18 protein-coding genes and 1 pseudogene are annotated in these 18,381 nt (G+C 65.5%); 10 read left to right on the top strand and 9 right to left on the bottom strand.

Going from position 1 to position 18,381, the window contains the following annotated elements; translation table 11 throughout:
- Position 1: 1 nt before the first annotated feature.
- Complete coding sequence (locus tag CA951_RS38490; protein WP_087561868.1) at positions 2–451, top strand: flavodoxin domain-containing protein; 450 nt, start codon at positions 2–4, stop codon at positions 449–451.
- Between the two features lie 5 nt (positions 452–456).
- Here the strand turns inward: CA951_RS38490 and CA951_RS38485 are convergent, their stop codons facing one another.
- The 9 genes from CA951_RS38485 to CA951_RS38445 form a co-directional block, all read right to left on the bottom strand.
- Positions 457–1,320 carry a PaaX family transcriptional regulator C-terminal domain-containing protein gene (locus tag CA951_RS38485; RefSeq protein ID WP_087561897.1) on the bottom strand — a complete coding sequence of 288 codons (864 nt, stop codon included), beginning with the start codon at positions 1,318–1,320 and terminating at the stop codon, positions 457–459.
- Positions 1,304–2,539, bottom strand: coding sequence for a kynureninase (locus CA951_RS38480; protein WP_087561867.1), 1,236 nt, complete (start codon positions 2,537–2,539; stop codon positions 1,304–1,306). Before CA951_RS38480 ends, CA951_RS38485 begins: the two co-directional genes overlap by 17 nt.
- Positions 2,536–3,390: a tryptophan 2,3-dioxygenase gene (locus CA951_RS38475; protein ID WP_087561866.1), complete on the bottom strand. Its 855-nt coding sequence runs from the start codon at positions 3,388–3,390 to the stop codon at positions 2,536–2,538. The genes CA951_RS38480 and CA951_RS38475 overlap by 4 nt, the downstream gene beginning before the upstream one ends.
- 106 nt (positions 3,391–3,496) lie before the next feature.
- Positions 3,497–4,336 (bottom strand): NmrA/HSCARG family protein, encoded by an 840-nt coding sequence (locus tag CA951_RS38470; protein WP_087561865.1) that lies wholly within the window; start codon positions 4,334–4,336, stop codon positions 3,497–3,499.
- A 56-nt stretch (positions 4,337–4,392) separates the two neighbouring features.
- On the bottom strand, positions 4,393–5,613 hold the full coding sequence (locus tag CA951_RS38465; protein WP_087561864.1) for an MFS transporter: 1,221 nt from the start codon (positions 5,611–5,613) through the stop codon (positions 4,393–4,395).
- 38 nt (positions 5,614–5,651) lie between these two features.
- On the bottom strand, positions 5,652–6,605 hold the full coding sequence (locus tag CA951_RS38460; RefSeq protein ID WP_087561863.1) for an NADP-dependent oxidoreductase: 954 nt from the start codon (positions 6,603–6,605) through the stop codon (positions 5,652–5,654).
- 53 nt (positions 6,606–6,658) lie between these two features.
- Positions 6,659–7,069 carry a cupin domain-containing protein gene (locus tag CA951_RS38455; RefSeq protein ID WP_087561862.1) on the bottom strand — a complete coding sequence of 137 codons (411 nt, stop codon included), beginning with the start codon at positions 7,067–7,069 and terminating at the stop codon, positions 6,659–6,661.
- 65 nt (positions 7,070–7,134) lie between these two features.
- Positions 7,135–8,559 (bottom strand): PLP-dependent aminotransferase family protein, encoded by a 1,425-nt coding sequence (locus CA951_RS38450; RefSeq protein WP_256974262.1) that lies wholly within the window; start codon positions 8,557–8,559, stop codon positions 7,135–7,137.
- A gap of 91 nt (positions 8,560–8,650) precedes the next feature.
- Positions 8,651–9,616 carry an AraC family transcriptional regulator gene (locus CA951_RS38445; RefSeq protein WP_256974259.1) on the bottom strand — a complete coding sequence of 322 codons (966 nt, stop codon included), beginning with the start codon at positions 9,614–9,616 and terminating at the stop codon, positions 8,651–8,653.
- Positions 9,617–9,840: 224 nt separating this feature from the next.
- On the opposite strand from CA951_RS38445, the gene CA951_RS38440 reads away from it, so the two are divergent.
- The 9 genes and pseudogenes from CA951_RS38440 to CA951_RS38400 form a co-directional block, all read left to right on the top strand.
- Positions 9,841–12,162, top strand: coding sequence for a LuxR C-terminal-related transcriptional regulator (locus tag CA951_RS38440; RefSeq protein WP_087561860.1), 2,322 nt, complete (start codon positions 9,841–9,843; stop codon positions 12,160–12,162).
- Positions 12,163–12,627: 465 nt separating this feature from the next.
- On the top strand, positions 12,628–13,434 hold the full coding sequence (locus CA951_RS38435; RefSeq protein ID WP_256974258.1) for a PDR/VanB family oxidoreductase: 807 nt from the start codon (positions 12,628–12,630) through the stop codon (positions 13,432–13,434).
- Between the two features lie 24 nt (positions 13,435–13,458).
- On the top strand, positions 13,459–14,721 hold the full coding sequence (locus CA951_RS38430; protein ID WP_087561858.1) for a cytochrome P450: 1,263 nt from the start codon (positions 13,459–13,461) through the stop codon (positions 14,719–14,721).
- 62 nt (positions 14,722–14,783) lie between these two features.
- The gene (locus CA951_RS38425; protein WP_087561857.1) at positions 14,784–15,605 is read left to right on the top strand and encodes a MoaF C-terminal domain-containing protein; all 822 of its coding nucleotides are present in this window, start codon (positions 14,784–14,786) and stop codon (positions 15,603–15,605) included.
- 12 nt (positions 15,606–15,617) lie between these two features.
- Positions 15,618–16,028: a cupin domain-containing protein gene (locus tag CA951_RS38420; RefSeq protein ID WP_087561856.1), complete on the top strand. Its 411-nt coding sequence runs from the start codon at positions 15,618–15,620 to the stop codon at positions 16,026–16,028.
- A gap of 47 nt (positions 16,029–16,075) precedes the next feature.
- Positions 16,076–16,984, top strand: a complete 909-nt coding sequence (locus CA951_RS38415) for an alpha/beta hydrolase (protein ID WP_087561855.1) — start codon at positions 16,076–16,078, stop codon at positions 16,982–16,984.
- Between the two features lie 47 nt (positions 16,985–17,031).
- Entirely contained in the window at positions 17,032–17,469 is a 438-nt protein-coding gene (locus CA951_RS38410) for a carboxymuconolactone decarboxylase family protein (RefSeq protein WP_087561854.1), read from the top strand.
- Between the two features lie 32 nt (positions 17,470–17,501).
- A complete protein-coding gene (locus CA951_RS38405) occupies positions 17,502–18,020 on the top strand; it encodes a hypothetical protein (RefSeq protein ID WP_087561853.1) in 519 nt (172 codons plus the stop codon).
- Positions 18,021–18,087: 67 nt separating this feature from the next.
- A pseudogene (locus CA951_RS38400) lies at positions 18,088–18,381 on the top strand (NAD-dependent malic enzyme); the annotation flags it as partial.

Below are 18,381 nucleotides of genomic sequence, written 5' to 3'. Positions count from 1 at the left end.
AATGGCAGTGGTGATTCTGTACGGCAGCGAGGGCGGGACCTCCGAACTGGTGGCCGACAACATCGCCGACGTGCTCGGCGACTACGGCGACACGTCCCTGTACGACATGATGGAATTCGATGCGGGCGATCTCGACCCCGCGAACTTCCACGTCATCGTGTGCTCCACGTACGGTGAGGGCGAGCTGCCCACCGGCGCGGAACCCTTCTTCGAAGGGCTAGAGGAGGACGAACCCGACCTCACCGGCATGCAGTTCGCGCTGTTCGGCCTCGGCGACAAGGTGTACGAGGAGACGTACAACCGCGGCGGCGAGATCATGGCCGAGAAGCTGATCGCCCTCGGCGCGGTCCAAGTCGGCGAGCATGGTCGGCACGACGGCTCCGGCTCCGTTCGCCCGAAGGATCAGGCCGAGGAGTGGGCCAAGAACATCGGCGAGGAATTCCTGGGCTGACACCCTCAGACCGGGAGCCGCGACTGCACGCTCCGCACCCAGTCGCGGCTCCCGTCGAGGTAGCGGTCCCGCGCCGACGCGAACAGGCGGACGCTGTCGACGCCGGGCCAGTCCGCGGGCAGCATCCCTTCCGGCAGGCCCGGGTCGATGTACGGGATGATCCGCCATTCGTCGAGCAGCGGCACGAAGCGCACGAACGCTTCGCGCGGCGACACCTCCTCCGTGGCAGCGAGTGCGACGCGGTGGCGGTCGAGGAAGTCGCGGTGCCGCGCAGCGATGCCGCCCAGATCCCACCACCGGGCCGCCGCGTCCCCCATCGAATCGGGGACGAACACCGACGTCGACACAAACGTGGTCACGTACTCGGACAGGCCCAGCGCGTCGACGATGTCCCCGACCTCGCCGGCGAGGTGTTCGGGGGCGATCCACAGGCCCGGCGACACGATTCCGCACCCGATCCAGCCGAGCCGCCGACGCAACTGGTGCCGCGCCGCTCGCTGCGCTTCGGGGATGGTGAACGAGATCAGCCGCCACGGATCGGTGTCCGCCATCTGCCGGAAACCGAAGATCCGCGGATCGCCGCGGGTAAACATCGACTCTGCCTGCTCGGTCACCTCGTACCCACTACGGCCGTCGCGGGCGTGGGGGCGGAGCACCCCCTTCTTCTTCAGCCGAGCCACCGCGATGCGCGTCGATTCGGGCGGGATGCCGACCGCCTGCATCACTTCCACGAAATCGGCGATCGCCACCCACCCGCCGACGTCGCGCACGTACGCACCGAGCACGGTGCGGATCAGTGACGTGGCGCTGCCCGGTCGCGAATCGAAGTCGTCGAGGATCGCGCTCGCCGGTTCAGTCGGCGAGTTCATCACGGATCGCGAGTATCCCGGCGCATACCTCGCCGAAACTCGTGCTCAGCGGGCTCAGGCCGAGACGCAGTCCCTGCGGGGCCCGGAAATCGGGTATGACGCCCTTCGTCCACAGTCGCTGGACCACGGCCTCGAACCGCGGGTGGTCGATGATGACGTGACCGCCCCGCTCGGCGGAATCCTCCGGTGATCCGATCTCCACGCCGAGCGGAATCAGCACCTCGCGCACGAGGTCGAGTGCGTACTCGGTCAGGGCGATCGACTTGGCCCGCACGGCGTCCATCCCGACCTCACCCAGGAGGTCCAGGGTGTCCTGCAGTGCGATCATGCCGAGGACCGACGGCGTCCCGCTGATCACGCGCCGGACGCCCGGCGCCGGCTCGTAGCCCTGCGCCATCGCAAATGGGTTTTCGCGGCCCATCCAGCCCCAGATCGGCTGCACGAAGTCCTGCTGGAGGTCGGCCCGGACGTACGCAAACGCCGGTGAGCCGGGTCCGCCGTTCAGGTACTTGTACGTGCACCCCACCGCCAGGTCGATGCCCCACGCGTCGAGGTCGAGGGGGACCGAACCGACGGAGTGGCACAGGTCGAGCAGCAGCAGCGCGCCCGCCTCGTGCACCACCCTGGCGGCCCCGGCCGCGTCCACCAGGTAGCCCGAGCGGTACGCGACGTGGCTGAGAACGACGAGCGCGGTGTGTTCGGACACCACGGACCGCAGGTCGTCGACGGTGACACCGCCGCGGGTATCCGATTCGATCCATCGGAGAGTGAGCCCGAGTTCGCCGGCGATGGATTCGAGCACGTACCGGTCCGTCGGAAAGTTGTCCCGGTCCACGACGATCTCGGTGCGACCCGGCCGCAACGCGAGCCCACCCCGCGCCAGTTTGTACAGCAGGACCGTCGTCGAGTCGCCGATGGTGGTCTGACCGGCGGCCGCGCCCAGCGACACCCGCGCGAGGGTGTCGCCGATCGTGATCGGCAGTTCGTACCACTCCTCGTCCCACCCGCGGATCAACCGGCCACCCCACGACTGCGTGACGAACGCGGTGATCCGCTCGGCGCTCGCCTTGGTGGGCCTGCCGAGCGAGTTCCCGTCGAGGTAGGCGGGCACCGACGGGTCGTCGGCGCCGATGAACAGGTCGCGGTACGAGCGCAACGGGTCCGCGGCGTCGAGTTCCGCGGCGCGGGCCGCCAGCACATCCGTCGACGTGGTCATCATCGTCCGATCTCGGTGCGCACGGCCAGCAGCTCCGGGAAGAACGTCAGTTCGAGGGCCTTCTGCAGGAATCCCACCCCGCTGGATCCACCCGTCCCGGACTTCATCCCGATGGTCCGCAGCACCGTGCGCATGTGGCGGAAGCGCCACAGCTGAAAGTTCTCCTCGAGGTCGACGAACTCCTCGAACGCCTCGTAGACGGCCCAGTGCTCCTCGGAATTCTCGTACACGAACTTGATCAGCGGCATCAGGTCGTCGTTCAGGCTGTAGGCGGCGGTCACATCGCGGTTCAGCGCAGACGCCGGCACGTCGTATCCGAGCCGCGACAGGCACTGCCAGAACGCGTCGTACAGACTCGGCTCGCGGAGCAGCCGGTCGAGCAGTTCATGGGCGGCGGGATCGGCCTCGAACACCTTCAGCATCCCGGCGTTCTTGTTGCCGAGCACGAACTCGACGGCGCGGTACTGATAGGACTGGAACCCTGACGAATTGCCGAGGAACTGGCGGAACTCGGAGTACTCGGTGGGCGTCAGCGTGGCCAGCACCGACCACTGCTCGGTCAGCGTCTTCTGGATGTGCTTGACGCGCGCCACGCCCTTGAGCGCCCTGCCGATGTCGTCCGCATCGAAAGCGTCCCGGGCCGCGAGGGTTTCGTGCAGGACGAGCTTCAGCCAGAGTTCGGTGGTCTGGTGCTGGATGATGAACAGCAGCTCGTCGTGATGCTCGGGCCTGCTCACCGGTTTCTGCGCGCTCAGCAGGGTGTCGAGGTCCAGGTACGAGCCGTAGCTCATCCGCTCGCTGAAATCGGTGACGATCTCTTTCTCGATGGCACTGGTGTTGGCCTGCACGCCCATGGCCGTCCTCACTGCTGGTGTTCGAGTACCGGGCTCCGACCTCCATATTACATAATCGTGGCGACCGCTACAGTTATCGAATACCCGCTGGCTCGCTCCTCGGACCTCAGGCCAACTCGGCCGCCCACTCGGCGAAGCTCTGCCAGCCCACCTCGGGGTAGAGCCGGCGCAGTTCGCCGATGTTCGCGTCGTACCCCGTGTCGGTGAGGAAGCGGAACATCGCGCGCATGTCTGGCGATGCGATGGCGTCTGCGTCCGACGAATGGGCATGCACGGGTGTGCCCAGCACCTCACCGAGCACCTCGGCCATTCGACGTGGCGTCGGATCATCCGATGCCAGGTCGATTCTGGTCCCGGCAAATCGGTCCGGATCGTCGAACACGAGGGCGACGAATCGACCGAGGTCCCGGCGCGACAACTGCTGCAGCGGGGTATCGACCGGCAGTGGCAGATCGAGCCGGCCTCGGCGGATGCCGTCGAGGCCGCCGAGCAGGTTGTCGTAGAAGTAGGTCGGGCCGACGATCGTGTACGAGACCGAGGATTCTCGCAGCAACGCCTCGGTCACGGCCTTCGTGTCGAAATGTGGCACCCCGGTGCTCTTGTCCGCGTCGGCCACCGAAGAGAACACCACGTGCGGAACACCGGAATCACCGAACGCGCCGACGAGCGCGGCCCCCTGAGCGATCTCCGCCTCCGGGCCGTCCTCGAAAGGCGTCGTCATGGCGAACACGCCCGCACACCCGTCGACTGCAGACGCGATCGCCGCCCGATCGGTGATGTCCGCCACGGCGATGTCGACTCCTCGCAGGCGCAATGCCTCTGAGCGAGAAGAGCTTCGACGGACGAGCGCCCGGACCTCACGCCCTCGCTCGAGCAACGCGTCGACGACAGCGCCTCCCTGACCACCCGTCGCTCCGACGACTGCATACGGCTCACTCATGGGCACAACCTCTCTCCTCCTCGACCGCGCCAGCGTACTCGCAGGCCCGATCCGCCCTCGGACTACTCGGCCATTTCGGAGACCGCGACCGCGGGGTGCGCGGCAGCGGTGCGCTGGGGTTGTGCGACGAGGATCAGCACCAGAGACAGGAGCAGTCCTGCGACGCTGACCGCAATGAGCGTGCCGTACCCGCCGGCGCTTTCGACGAGGCGTCCGCCCATCAACGGGCCGAGTGCGAATCCGCCGCCGATGGCGAGGTTCGCCAGGTTCACCAACTGCCCGGACCGGTCCAACCCGGAGAGGGTGGCCATGAGGTAGGGAAGGATGAAGGTCCAGGTGAACTTGAAGAGCAACGCAGCCAGGGTGAATCGGAGAACCCCGGGTATTCCCGCCAGCAGCGCGACCGACAGGGTCATCGCGAGGTAGCCCACGAGGAGATTGAATCGGGTGCTCGGGCGTGCACCCAGAACGGTGGCCCCGACCGATCCTGCGATGCCGAGCACGGTGGCGATCGACAGGATCACGCTCGAGGTTTCGTTGTCGATCAGCGACGTGCCCGCGATGCCACCGAGGAACGTCCAGATGCCGCTGAGGCTGACGTAGAAGGCGAGCAGCGCGATCAGGCCCAGGGTCGCGCGGAGGGCGTAGTTCGATGTGGAGACCGTGTCGTCGTCGCCGGCGCGGCCCGCGAAGGTGTTGCGTTGCGGCAGGAAGCGGACGAGCGGGAGGACGAGGATCATGAGAATGGCGAGAACCCAGTATGCGATACCGATCCCGAAGGTGCCGAAGAACTTCGGGAGTACGGCCAGTCCGATCGCACCGAAGCAGAGTTGCCCCATCAGCCACAGGCCGTAGACACGGTCGCGGTCCCTGGTCTGGGCTGCGAGTGACATACACAGGACCATCAGCGATCCGCCCGCGAGGGAGGTCAAGAATCGGACCGCGACCAGAGTCCCGTATTCGCCGATGTTGGCCGAGCCGATATTGCCGATGATGAAGATCGTCCCGAAGATCGTGGACATGGTGCGGAGGTTGTACTTCTTCATCCACCACAGCGCGGGAATCGACGCGATACTCATCGCACCGAGTTCGGCAGCGAACAGATCACCCGTCTGCGACGGACTCAGTGCGAGCTGCAGTTGCAGTTGGCTTGCCGCGGCAGGCGCCATGAGAAGGAGCATGGCGACAACGGCCGAGAACAGGACGATGACGGCTACGCGTCCTGCGGAGTTGGGGTCGGTGCTGTCGAAAGGGACGCGTCGACCGTCGAGCGACTGGGGCATCGAATGTTCCTTCGTGAAAGGGGGAATGCGGATCGCTGTCAATGCCCTTCTGCGCGTGCTCCGATGCGCCCCGGATCATCTGCTGCTATCAGGATGACCGGCTTGCCCGCACCGTGTCGGGAATCGAAGGCAGCGACGGCTTCGGAGAGTGGCCGCACGCTTGTTGCAGGTGGCCGCAGGCGACCGTCCCGGACCCGGCGCTCGAGGCGGACCAGGCACTCACGATCGGATTCGACGACGAAGAATATCGCCCGTCCCTGCTCGGGCATCACCCGCGGGGGTTCCGCGATGGTGACGAGTACGCCACCGGAACGCACCAGTTTCGCTGAACGGTCGAGTGTTTCGCCGCCGATGACATCGAGTACCACGTCGACCTCGTCGAGATCTTCGAGCCGGTGTCGATCCAGATCCACGAAGGCGTGGGCGCCGAGACCGAGAACCGTGTCAGCGTGCCGAGCACGACCGGTGCCGATGACCCGGGCGCCGGCGTCGAGCGCCAGTTGCACTGCCATCGACCCGACCGCGCCGGCCGCACCATGGATCAGTACGGTCTGCCCCGCGGCGAGTCGCCCGTGATCGAACAGCGCCTGCCACGCGGTGAGCCCGGAGATCGGCAGGGCGGCGGCCACGGTGTGATCGACACCGCCCGACAGCGGCGCCAGGTTTCGGGCCTCGACCGCGACGTACTCGGCGAGCGTACCGTTGCGGGTCCAGTCGGCGACCCCGAAGACGCGCTGCCCGATTGTCAAACCGGTCGTGCCATAACCTAATTCAGCAACGACGCCGGAGAGTTCGTGCCCGGGAATGGACGGTGCCCGGTCGCGCCCTGCACGGTCGGACCAGGTGCCGGGCCAGTCGAGCTCACCGGGCGTGAAGCTCGCGGCGTGCACGCGGACGATGACGTCGTTCTCTGCCGCATGAGGGTACGGAACTTCCGCCACCGACAGTCCACCGACACCGGATTTGTGGTCGGACGCGATGACCGCTTGCATGAAAACCTCACTTCGTTTCGTTTCGATTGCGCAACGTGGAGTCGCGGCGGCGCTCAGGCCTGGTGCTGACGTGCGCTGGGGTGACGCAGATGATCGCGGGCGATGATCTCTTCCGGTTCGAGCATGGTGATCATGTCGACGTCGGGAGCGCAGATGCACACGGCGACGAACCGGCTCCAGGCCTGCGGATCGGGATTGGAGACCTGGTAGTGCACGACGTCACCGCCGGGTTCCCAGAATGCCTCGCCCGCAACGATTACCCGGGGCTCTTCGCCTTCCAACTCGAAGAAGATGCTGCCCTCCAGTACGTAACCGAACACCGGTGCGGAGTGGCGATGCGGCGCGAGTCCGGGGTCTGCCGGTGGGAGTTCGACGAGTTGTGTCATCGCGTGCGAACCCACGGGAATGACGGGCGGGGTGGCGCAGAGCAGGTCGGTGACCTTGACGTTTGCGGTATTCAGCATGCTCTGAGGCTAGTACGGCAGCGAGCCGCCGCATGGGCCACTTCCACACCGAATTCGGGGTCCACTCACGGGAGTTGCCGGACCAACGCTTCCACAGCGGCAGGCCATGCGCTCTGCGCAGGCGCGGCGAAACCGACGACCAGACCGTCGCGGTCGACGTCGACTTCGGGATGGCGGTAGAGCGCGAGGCCCTCGACAGCGAGATTCCGCCACGCCGGTTTCTGCGCGGCGGCGCTCTCGTTGCCACCGGCTAGGTGCAGCAGCACATGCAGGCCCGCAGGCAGTCCGGTCACGCGAGTGGCAGGCGACGACCGGCCGACCGCATCGACGAGTTGCTCCCGCCGGCGGCGGTACTGCGCGCGCATCGCACGAATGTGCTTGTCGTAGGCGCCGGTTCGGATGAACTCGGCCATCGCCAGTTGGTCGACGAAGCCGCAGGTGGCCTCGGTCTCGCCCTTCTGGCGGGCCACCGTCTCGACGAGCCGGTCCGGAAGGATCAGCCAGCCGAGCCGGAGGCCCGGGGCAAGGGACTTGCTCGATGTGCCCATGTACACCACCCGTTCGGGGTCGACACCCTGAAGCGCGCCGACGGGGCTGCGGTCATAGCGGAATTCCCCGTCGTAGTCGTCCTCGATGATCACGCCGCCGGTTCTGCCCGCCCAGTCGACGACGGCCGCGCGCCGGTCGGAGCGCAGCGGTACGCCGGTCGGGAACTGGTGCGACGGGGTGAGCAGCACGCCACCCACATCCTGCATGTCGTCGAGCGCGACGACATCTGCGCCACCGCCGTCGACGGCCAGCGGCGGACAGCGCAACCCTGCCGTGCGCAGTGCTTCGCGGTGCGTCGGCAACCCGTAGGACTCGACGGCCAAGGAGACCACCCCGGCACCGGCCAGCGCACGGGCCAACAGGGTGAGCCCCTCCGCGGCACCACAGCAGACCACGATGTTGTCGGGCCTGCAGACGACGCCGCGAGCCCGCGCCAGGTACTCGGCAAGCGCCAGACGCAGTTCGGGACGGCCGTGCGGGTCCGCGTAACCGAACGCCTCGAACGGGACCGCGTGGAGCGCCTGCTTGACGGCGCGACTCCACTGCCCGCGCGGGAACGACGACAGGTCGGGCTGTCCCGGTCGCAGATCGTGGCCAGGGCGGCGCGCCGGCAGCCTCCGCACGCGAAGCCCTTCGGCCCGCACTGCCCCCGCAGCACGGCGGGACACCGTCGTCCCGGAGCCGTGTTGTGACGTCAGCCAACCCTCCTCGACGAGTTCCGCGTACGCCCGCGCTACCGTGTTCCGCGCGATGCCCAGGTCCGCGGCGAACGCGCGACTCGACGGCAGCCGAGTGCCCGGGGACAGCCGGCCCGAACGGATGGCGTCACGCAGAGCGTCCATCACGCTGTCGCGGACCCGGCCGGCAGGCCGCTCGAGGTGCAGATCCAACCCGGCCCTCGGGGCCGGTGGTAAATCGGTGTTCGTGGTGTCGGCGGACACCCCTTCGTCGGCGCTCAGCACATCCTCCAGTTGACGGGAAGGCCTGACCAGGAGCTTACGCCGGTGCGGGCATCTCGCCGCGGATGCCGAGTCAATGCAACAACGACGAGGGTGGCACACCGTAGCGCTGCCGGAACGCGGCGGCGAACCGGCCGAAATGAGTGAACCCCCATTTCAGGGCAACGTCGGTCACCGAACGGGCCGAGCCCGAGGCGAGTTCGGCTCGGACGCCGGCGAGACGGATCTCGGTCAGGCATTCGCGGGGAGTCTTGCCGAGGTAGATACGGAAGCCCTCCTGCAGGCGCCGTACGCTGACCCCGGCGACGTCGGCCATCTCCGCTGCGGTCCACAGACGGTCGGGCTCGGCATGGATGGCATCGATCACGCGAGTGACGATCCGGGGTCGGACAGCGTACCGATCGTCGGTCTCGTCCGGAATGACAGCGAGTAGGAATCCATCGGTGAGCGATGCCGCCAGTCCCTGTGCCACATGTGTGTTGGTCAACAGCGCATCATCGACAGATTGATCGACAATGCTGCTCAGCAGTCGAAACCAGCTGGCAGCAGCGGGCCTGCGCAAATCGATCTGATCGGGGATCACTGCGTCGGCTCGGCCTGTCACGCGCCACAACTCGCGTTGGACGAAATCCCGATCGATCTTGACGCCGAGAATCGTGCAGGTGCCCGGCCACCGCGTGATATCGGCCGGCGTGTCAGCGGGGTTGACCGTGGCGAAGCCCGGGGTGGACACGACGAGTCGCCCCCTGATCCGGGTCTCCAGCTCGCCGTGAAGCGGGATGTTGATGCCGACCGCGCCGGGATGCTCACTGTGAACGGCAACATCAGCGCCCCAATTGATTCGGACAATGTGCAGCGGCCCGAGATGCAGGGCCGACACCCCTGAAGACGTGGCAGGGCCGGAAGCCGCCAGGGGCATGAGCTCATGCGGAAAATAGGCGTCGGATACTGCATGAGACACCGCATCCCAATCGGGATTTCGTATGCCACCCCCGGGGTGCTCGCCGCTTGACTGGGTGCCGGAAAAGCTCTCGCGCAATGTAATCGACCTCGCGGTGAACGGATCGCCACGCGGCGTGTCCGTGCCTATCTTCTATCACACTCACCGCAGAATCAGAAGAGAGCGCGGATACGACGGTCCGACGCGGACCGCGGCCTGACGGCTCAGCGATGACGCCGCCTTCGAACAAAGTTTCGGTATTCCGACGTCACATCGCCGGGGTTGCGATATTCTAACTTCGTCTGTCGCAATGTGGAGGTGTCGTGTCGAAGGCGAGAACTCGCAGCGGCAACGTTCCGTCCACCGCGACCAGCTTCGTCGGCCGGCGGCAGCAACGCAAAGAGATCCGCGACCGCCTGGCGAACGGACGGCTGGTGAGCTTGATCGGGCCGGGCGGAGTCGGCAAGACCCGATTGGCGTTGCACGTCGCCGACGAGATGAACCACCTTTTCGAAAACGGCGTGTATTTCGTCGAATTGGCGTCCGTCTCAGACGGAGGCGACGTACCTTCTGCAGTCATTCACGCACTGGGAATTGTCGATCAGTCGAATCGTGACGCCACGGCAAAGCTGATCGCATATCTTCGCGATCGCGAGATCCTGCTCATCCTCGACAATTGCGAGCACGTACTCCCGGGGTGCGTCGCATTGGTCAGCCAAATTCTGCGATATGCGCCGTCGACACGGATTCTGGTCACTACCCGCACGTCGCTGACGATGACCGAAGAATTCCTTTATCCAGTACCTCCACTCACCGTTCCCGATGACGCGGCACCGGTCACCGTGGAATCCTTGTCGCAATTCGAGTCGATCCGATTACTCCATGAACGTGCGGAGGCCGCCTCCCCCGGTTTCGTCCTCGACGAGCACAATGCCGCCGCAGCGGCGCGTTTGGTTATTCAGCTGGAGGGAATTCCGCTGGCAATCGAACTCGCGGTCGCCCGAATGCGCATTCTTTCGCTCGACCAAATCCTGGAACGACTGACGGACCGATTCGGGCTGCTCACAATGGGAAGTCGATCGGCCGCACCGCGCCAGCAGACCCTCCGATCGCTCGTCGATTGGAGTTTCGCACTCTGCACGGAACCGGAACGTCATCTTTGGGCACGCCTCTCCGTTTTCGCAGGCAGTTTCGACCTGACGTCGGCCGAAGGCGTGTGCGGCGACGGAGACGCCGAGGGCGGCCACCCTGCGACAACCACGCTCGATCTGTTGAGTTCCCTGGTGAATCAATCCATCCTCGGAGTCGAGGACCAAGAATCGACGATGCGCTTCCGGATGCTGGAAACGATCCGGGCGTACGGCGCAGAGATACTCGCGCTGACGGGAGACTCCGAGAAATTCCGCAGCCGCCACCGTCAGTACTTTCTCGGCGTTGTCAAAGGTCTGGAACGGTCCTGGTGCGGGCCCGGCCAAGCCGCCTCGGCCCAGTGGATGCGCATCGAGCGGGAAAATCTCCGCGCCGCGCTGGACACCGCAGGCCCGGGCGACAACTACCAACTCGAGTTGATCGCCGGACTGCGATATCGCTGGTACGCCGATGGATATATTGCCGAGGGTCGCAGGTGGGCAGACGAAGCGCTCGACGCATCCGACGGTGACCGGGCGCCCACGCCGGCCCGGGCAAAAGCGCTGTGGGTCGCTGCCAGGGTGTCGCTTCTCCAGGGCGACCACGAGGTGGCAGCACTGCGCCTCGACGAATGCGAAGCAGCGGCGACGCAGCTTCACCTTGCTGATGCGGCGGCCCACTGCGTCGGGCTGCGGGGACTCGCTGCACAGCTTCGCGGCGACCTTGCCGAGGCCGAGACTCATTTCGAGGTCGCGCTGCGAGAGTTGGCCGACGTCGGCGAGACCGCCGAATGGCTGATGGCGTCCTTCGAGTACGCCGTCGTGCTTTCCCTCGACGGCCGTAGCGCGGAGGCATCGGCCGTCAGCACGTCGGCGCTGGCCGTGTGCCGGGATCGCGGTGAACGATGGGCGCGCTCGTACCTGAAGTGGAGCCAGGGCCTCGATCACTGGCTGCAAGGCGACTTCACCGCGGCACATGAGACCGCGCTCGACGCGCTTCGCGATCACCGCATCTTCGATCCGTCTCTGGGGACCGCCCTGATGACCGAGCTTCTGGCCTGGATCGCGGGGTCGACCGGTCAGTTCGAGCGCGCGGCACAACTGATCGGGGCCTCTCGAAGCCTGTGGCGACGCACGGGTACGGAATTGGTGGCATTCGGGCCGAAACTCACGGGCTATCACTCCGCCTGCCGCGGTCTGCTCGAGCAGGCCATGGCGCCTCGGGCCCGGTCGACAGCTCTTCAGGCAGGAGCAAAGCGGTCCCCGACGGGAATCATCGCCTATGCACTGGCGGAACAGGTCGCCGAGTCGATTCCCGAGGATGAGCCACCCGCGCTCACCAGTCGGCAGCAAGAGATCGCAGCCTTGATATCGAAGGGCCTGACCAGTCCACAGATCGCGGCGGCTCTGGTGATCTCGGTGCGCACCGTGGAGAGCCACATCGAGAACATCATGACGCGCCTCGGGTTCGTCTCACGCAGCCAGATCGCCTCGTGGTACATCGGACAGTCCCGCTGACCGGACCGCGAAATCGCAGGTCGGAACCGTTTCACCGCGTTCGACGCTGACCGCACCCGGTACGGACATCCGCAACTTCCGTACCCCCTACCGTGATCTGCCCCATGTGCGTAATCCCACGCTGCGGCAGATTACGACGGGCCACACGTTGTGACCTACCCCATTCGCGCAGCCCGACGGTGCGTCCGATCACACCGTGGCTTGGTGCAACACCGTCCACGCCGGGGCATCCGGCCGAAATTCGAAGGAGTCCCCATGGCATCGCAGTTCGAGGCCCGACACTCCGGCCAGGAGCCTCGGCGAGCGGACCCCGAGAATCAGGCACGCGAGGACCTCGCGATGGAAATCAAGGCCAAGACGCCCATCACCGACACCGTCACGCAGCTGACCCTCGTCCGCGCCGACGGTCGAGACCTCCCCGACTGGACTCCGGGTTCCCACATCGACGTCGTACTCGGACCGGACATGGTCCGGCAGTACTCCCTGTGCGGGGAACCCGGCGATCGTCGTTCGTGGCAGGTGAGCGTCCTGTACCAACCCGACGGCCGAGGCGGCTCCACACGCCTTCATCACGAATTACGCGAAGGCGAAAGCATCACCGTTCGTGGGCCACGCAACAACTTTCACCTCGTCGACGCGCCCCGGTATCTGTTCATTGCGGGAGGAATCGGAATCACCCCGTTCCTCCCGATGATCACGTCGGTCGATCGAGCGGGCGCCGAATGGTCCCTGATTTATGGAGGTCGCAGTCGACGCAACATGGCATTCGCAGACGACCTGAAACAGGCTCACCACGACCGCGTGACGTTGGTTCCGGCAGACATCCACGGGCGGATTGATCTCGCTCGCATCCTTGCGGATGTCACTCCCGAAACCGCGGTGTACGTGTGCGGCCCGGAGAGTCTGCTGTGTGCTGTGGAGGCGATGGCCGCCGAGTTCGACAATATCGGCGAAATTCACCTGGAGCGGTTCACTCCGAAAACTCCGACGGACGCACCCGTCCTCGATGAATTCGAAGTCGAATTCGTCCGGAGCGGTATCACCGTCTCGGTCGGATCGGATCAATCAATCCTCGATGTAGCACGGGCCGCCGGCATACCCGCACCATTCTCCTGCTCCGAGGGAACGTGCGGGACCTGCGAAACAAATATCGTGTCGGGCCTGGCCGACCACCGCGATTCAGTTCTCAGCCCCGCAGAGCAGGAAGAAAACAGCACCTTGATGATCTGCATCAGTAGGGCTGCGTGTCCAAAGATAACGCTCGATCTCTGACAGTCCACCGAAGAGAGGAAAACAATGACTGGGTGCCCGGTCGCTCATACCGCCGCAGGATTCTCGTTCTTCGACCGCGAATATCAGGAGAATCCGGGGGCCTCGCTGGCGTGGGCTCGCGAGAGCCAACCGGTGTTCTACAACGACGATTCGGACTACTGGGTCGTCACGCGGCACGAAGACGTGAAATCGGTCTTCAGCCAATTCAATCAGTTCTCTGCGGCCATCACCCTGACGCCCGTCACCCCTCCTTCCGAGGAGGCCGGCGCGCAGCTCGGCAAGTACAACTTCGCGCCCTGCCCCGTCCTCGCGGATTCCGACCCGCCCATGCATCGGCAGTACCGCCGGCTGAACGCTCCGGCATTCATGCCGGACCGGATCGACCCTCTCGCTCCCTACATTCGGGATACGACGAACGCCTACATCGATCAATTCGTCGATCAGGGTCACGCCGATCTCGTCGCCGATATGCTCTGGGACATCCCCTGTTTGGTCGCTCTGCAGTTCTTGGGGATTCCCGAGGAGGACGTCGACACGGTACGCAAGCTGGCCACGTCCATGACCGAATTCGTGTGGGGGCGGCCGAGCCCCGAGGAGCAGATCCGTGCCGCCGACGGCCTGGGCCAGTTCTGGGAGATGGGTGAGCGCGTCATCGGGAAACTCAAGGAACTCGACAATCCACCAGGGTGGCTGGGCCATGCGATCACGATGCAGCGCGAACACCCGGACGTCATCTCCGACACGTGGCTGCAGACGAACGTCATGGGTGGCGCGATGGCGGCGCACGAGACCACGACGAATGCCACCGCGAACGCGGTCGTCACTCTGTTGAGGAACCGCGACCAGTGGGATCGCCTGTGTGCGGACCCATCTCTGATCCCCGCGGCGGTCGAGGAGTGTCTGCGGCTCAATCCCTCGGTGGCCGCTTGGCGCCGAGTCGCGAAGCAGGACGTGCAGGTCGGCGACATGACGATTCCCGCGGGCGGAAAGATCCTCATGGTGATCGCGTCGGCGAATCAGGACGGCTCCGTGTTCGTCGATCCCGAACGGTTCGACATCGACCGAGACGCCAAAGCGCACATCGCATTCGGCGCGGGAACGCACATGTGCCTGGGCAACCATCTCGCCCGGCTGGAGATGATCATCTACCTGGAGGAACTGACGCGGCGCCTGCCTCACATGACTCTCGACCAGCAGGAGTTCCACTACGTTCCGAACATCTCGTTCCGGGGCCCGGAGTCGCTGCACGTCAGTTGGGACGTCGAGAAGAACCCCGTCCTCACCTGAGCGGCCCTCGCGCGCCGAGCGCTTTCGAGTACTCCCGAACGCTACGAACGGAGAAAGCACGCATGACCACCCACTCCATCGACTTCTCTGATACCAGGACCTGGCCGCCACTGGACGGACTCGCGCCGGGATTCGACGGCAACAAGGCCGTCAGGTCGAGCAGTGTGGCCGGCCGCGACATCGTGTTCACCAACTCCCACGGCAGCCGGGTGTCGCATCGTTTCGGCACGGCCACCGTCGAATGGAGCTACGAGCCCGGAGCCGGCGACCCGCACCCCGCGATCTCCGGAACGGACGACTACGAGGCCTTCGACGTCGCGGAAGGATTGGTATACACACAATTCCATCATCGTGACAACGTGCCGAATACAGCAGTCAGCCTCGTCCTCGACTTCGACCACGGACGAAGCCTGGCCATCGTGAGCACGATCGGAGATCCGGCCGAAGGCCGGACCCGGGTCCAGCACAACTTCCTGCAGGGCCGCATCGAGGGACTCGAGACCCGCGGACCGGAACCGGCACCCACGACCGCACTCCTGGGTCGACGAGTGCTGTGGACCTTCGGCGACGACCACAGTTACGAGCACATCTACCTCGGACCGCACTCTTACACGTGGCACTGCCTGGCCGGACCCGCGGCCGGCCTTGCGGACACCGACGAGTGTACGACCTATCAACTACGCCCCGGAATCTACGTCTTCGCCTCGCGGGAAAAGGTGATCCCCTGCGCGTCGGTCACCATTGCCGATCACCGCGATATCACGTCTCTGCGATCGTACGGGGCCCTCTTCGGGCTGGACGAGACAGGTGAACTGCCGACGCACTTCACCTTCGGCGCAGTAGGCGAGCTCCTCAGTCACACGGTACGAAACACTCACTCCTGAAAGGACACGCCCATGTTGGCCAAAGGAAACGTCAAGGTCACCGACCTGCTCTGCACCACCCCGCCCGCCATTCCCGAGGGTTCGCACGCGATGACACAACTCGTCGAACTCCCGCCGGCCGACCCCGGACTCGCGCCGCATCGTCACTCCGGACCGGTCTTCGGTTACGTAGTCGAGGGCAGCATCTTCTTCGAGTTGGAAGGCGAAGAGCCCCGGGTAATCGTTGCGGGCGAGGCGTTCTGGGAACCCGGCGGTGACGTCGTGCACTACCAGGTCTCCAATCCCGATCCGCAGGCNTGGAGCCGGTTCGTCGCCGTGTGCATCTGCGCTCCCGGCGTGGACATGATCACCATGCTCGAACCGGAAGAGATCATTGCCCGCGACCATCTGCGTCACCCCAGCGCACGTCAGCACCAAGGCTGAGCGCCGCTGCGATTCCGAGTCGCGCAATCGAGACGAAACGAGGATTCATGTCAATACTGTCGCGACGGGCGGTGGCCGACATCATTGCCCGCCGGTTCGCCGCCAAGATCAACTCTGCGATTCACCCCGCCGGCGAACCGCGGTTCCCTGAAATCACCATCCGCACAACCGACATCAGCATCGAGACGCGCCACGGTCCGGTTGCTGCGACCATCTATCCCCCGCAGTCGCCGACAGGCACCCCCGGGGTCTACGTGAATGCTCACGGCGGCGGCTTCGTAGTGGGACACCGGGAGCAGGACGACGCCTGGTGCCGCTTCCTCGCCGCCCATGCCAATGTCTATGTGCTCAATACGGATTACGCGTTGGCGCCGCACAAACGGTTTCCCACGCCCGCCGAGCAGTTCTACGACGTTGTTCAGTGGGCATCGGCACCCGAGCGTGACTGGGACGGCAGGCGGTTGTGCGTCGGCGGCCAGAGCGCGGGAGGCAATCTGTCGGCAGCCGTGTCGCGGATGTCGCTGGAGAACGACGGCCCCGCCATCTCGTTGCAGATTCTGCACTACCCGCCGCTCGACATCGTGACGCCTCCCTCCCAGAAGCCGTCACCGCTGGGCTCGAAAGCCGTCCTGCAGCCGTGGTTGTGTGAGGTGTTCGACACCGCCTACACCCCCGATCGCGCACAACGTAGCCACCGGTTCGTCTCGCCGGCATGGGGAGACAACGCCAACGGCATCGCAGGTATCGCACCGGCATTGGTCATCACCGCGGAGTTCGACCGACTGCGCAGCGAAGCCAAGCGGTACGCGGACAAGCTCGAGGCGGTCGGCGCGCTCGCCGAGTACGTCGAGGTGCGCGGTGTCGACCACGGTTACGACATCATGACCGACGAGACCGAGATAACCCGCCGGATGTACGAGGTGATCGTCGCTCACGTCAACCGGGCGATCGACTGAAGTTCTCTGTCCCACAACCATTCGACAACCTACCCAGAAGGAACAATATGAGCAGCGTAAATGTCGGCAAGCAGCACCCGACCGTCTACAAGAGCCTGGTGAAGCTGGACGCGGAAGTGAAATCCGCTCTGGATCTGGCGGGCGTGGATCCGCTTCTGGTGGAGTTGGTGAAGATCCGCGTCTCCCAGCTCAACGGCTGCGCCTTCTGCCTTCGCATGCACACCCGCGACTCTCTGGCCAAGGGCGAAAAGGCGGATCGGCTCGCGGTCGTCGCGGCGTGGTGGGAAGCGCAGTACTTCAGCGACCAGGAGCGTGCTGCGCTCACTCTCGCCGAACAGGTCACCGGTCTCGCCGTTCCGGAACGGCGCACCTGGGACGACGGCTCCCTCACAGAGGATCAGGTGTCCGCGATCAGCTGGCTCACGATCGTGATGAATGCCTGGAACCGGGTTGCCATCACCAGCCACTACCCAGTGGCGCCGTAGAGCGTGCATTCTGTGGGTCGCCGAGTGTGACGATGTTCGATATCCCAGTCGCGTACGCGACGATGTTCGTCGGAGCGGTCGGGGCCCTCGTCCCGATGTGGCGAGCGCACGGAACCAACTGCCGGGTCCGGATCGCGCACGGTGCGATGGCGCTGTCCATGGTCGCGATGATGATCCCCGGCATGCCGGCAGGGATTCACCTGCTGGAGGGTGCCGTCCTCATCGGCCTCGCCGTGTTCGTCACCGGCGAGACCATGCACCGCCGGACCGCGATTCCGTGCGCGGTCGACCTCACGGCCATGGGGGTGCTGCTGCTCCTGGCGCCGATGTCCGCTGCCACCCCGGCGGCGTCGGCGCCNGCACCCTCCGGCCACCACCACGGTGGCGCAGGAATCTCGACNGGCTGGCTTCCCCTCNTCGTGCTCGTGTGCTGGGCACTGTCGACCTTGTATCTCTACCGCTCCACCCCGCGCCGCGAGCGTCCCGGCGTCAAGTTCGCGGCGGCGGGATCCGCACTGATGATCCTGGGCATGGCCCCGATGGTCGTCTGACACCACAGAGGGGTCCCGAACAGAATCCTCGCCCACTTCGCAAAGCCGTTCAGAGAAAAGAGTTTCCGTGACCCGCGTGTCCGAACCCACCGCACCACAGACAGTCGAGCTGACCGACGAGGAAATCTTCGCCGGCCACGTCGGCGGCAAGCTGTTCATCGAGCTGACCGCTCCCCTCGATTCCCAACGGGATCTGTCCATCGCCTACACCCCCGGTGTCGCGCAGGTGTCCCGCGCGATCGCCGCTGACGAGACCCTCGCCGACCGCTACACCTGGACCAACCGACTCGTGGTCGTCGTCTCCGACGGCTCCGCGGTCCTCGGCCTCGGGGACATCGGCCCCCGCGCCTCCCTCCCCGTG

It is taken from the genome of Rhodococcus sp. NCIMB 12038, from assembly GCF_002165735.1.
In the GTDB taxonomy this organism is placed as follows: Bacteria; Actinomycetota; Actinomycetes; order Mycobacteriales; family Mycobacteriaceae; genus Rhodococcus_F.
The sequence above is the reverse complement of the archived record's forward strand: the minus strand, read 5'-3'. Positions and strand labels throughout refer to the sequence as shown.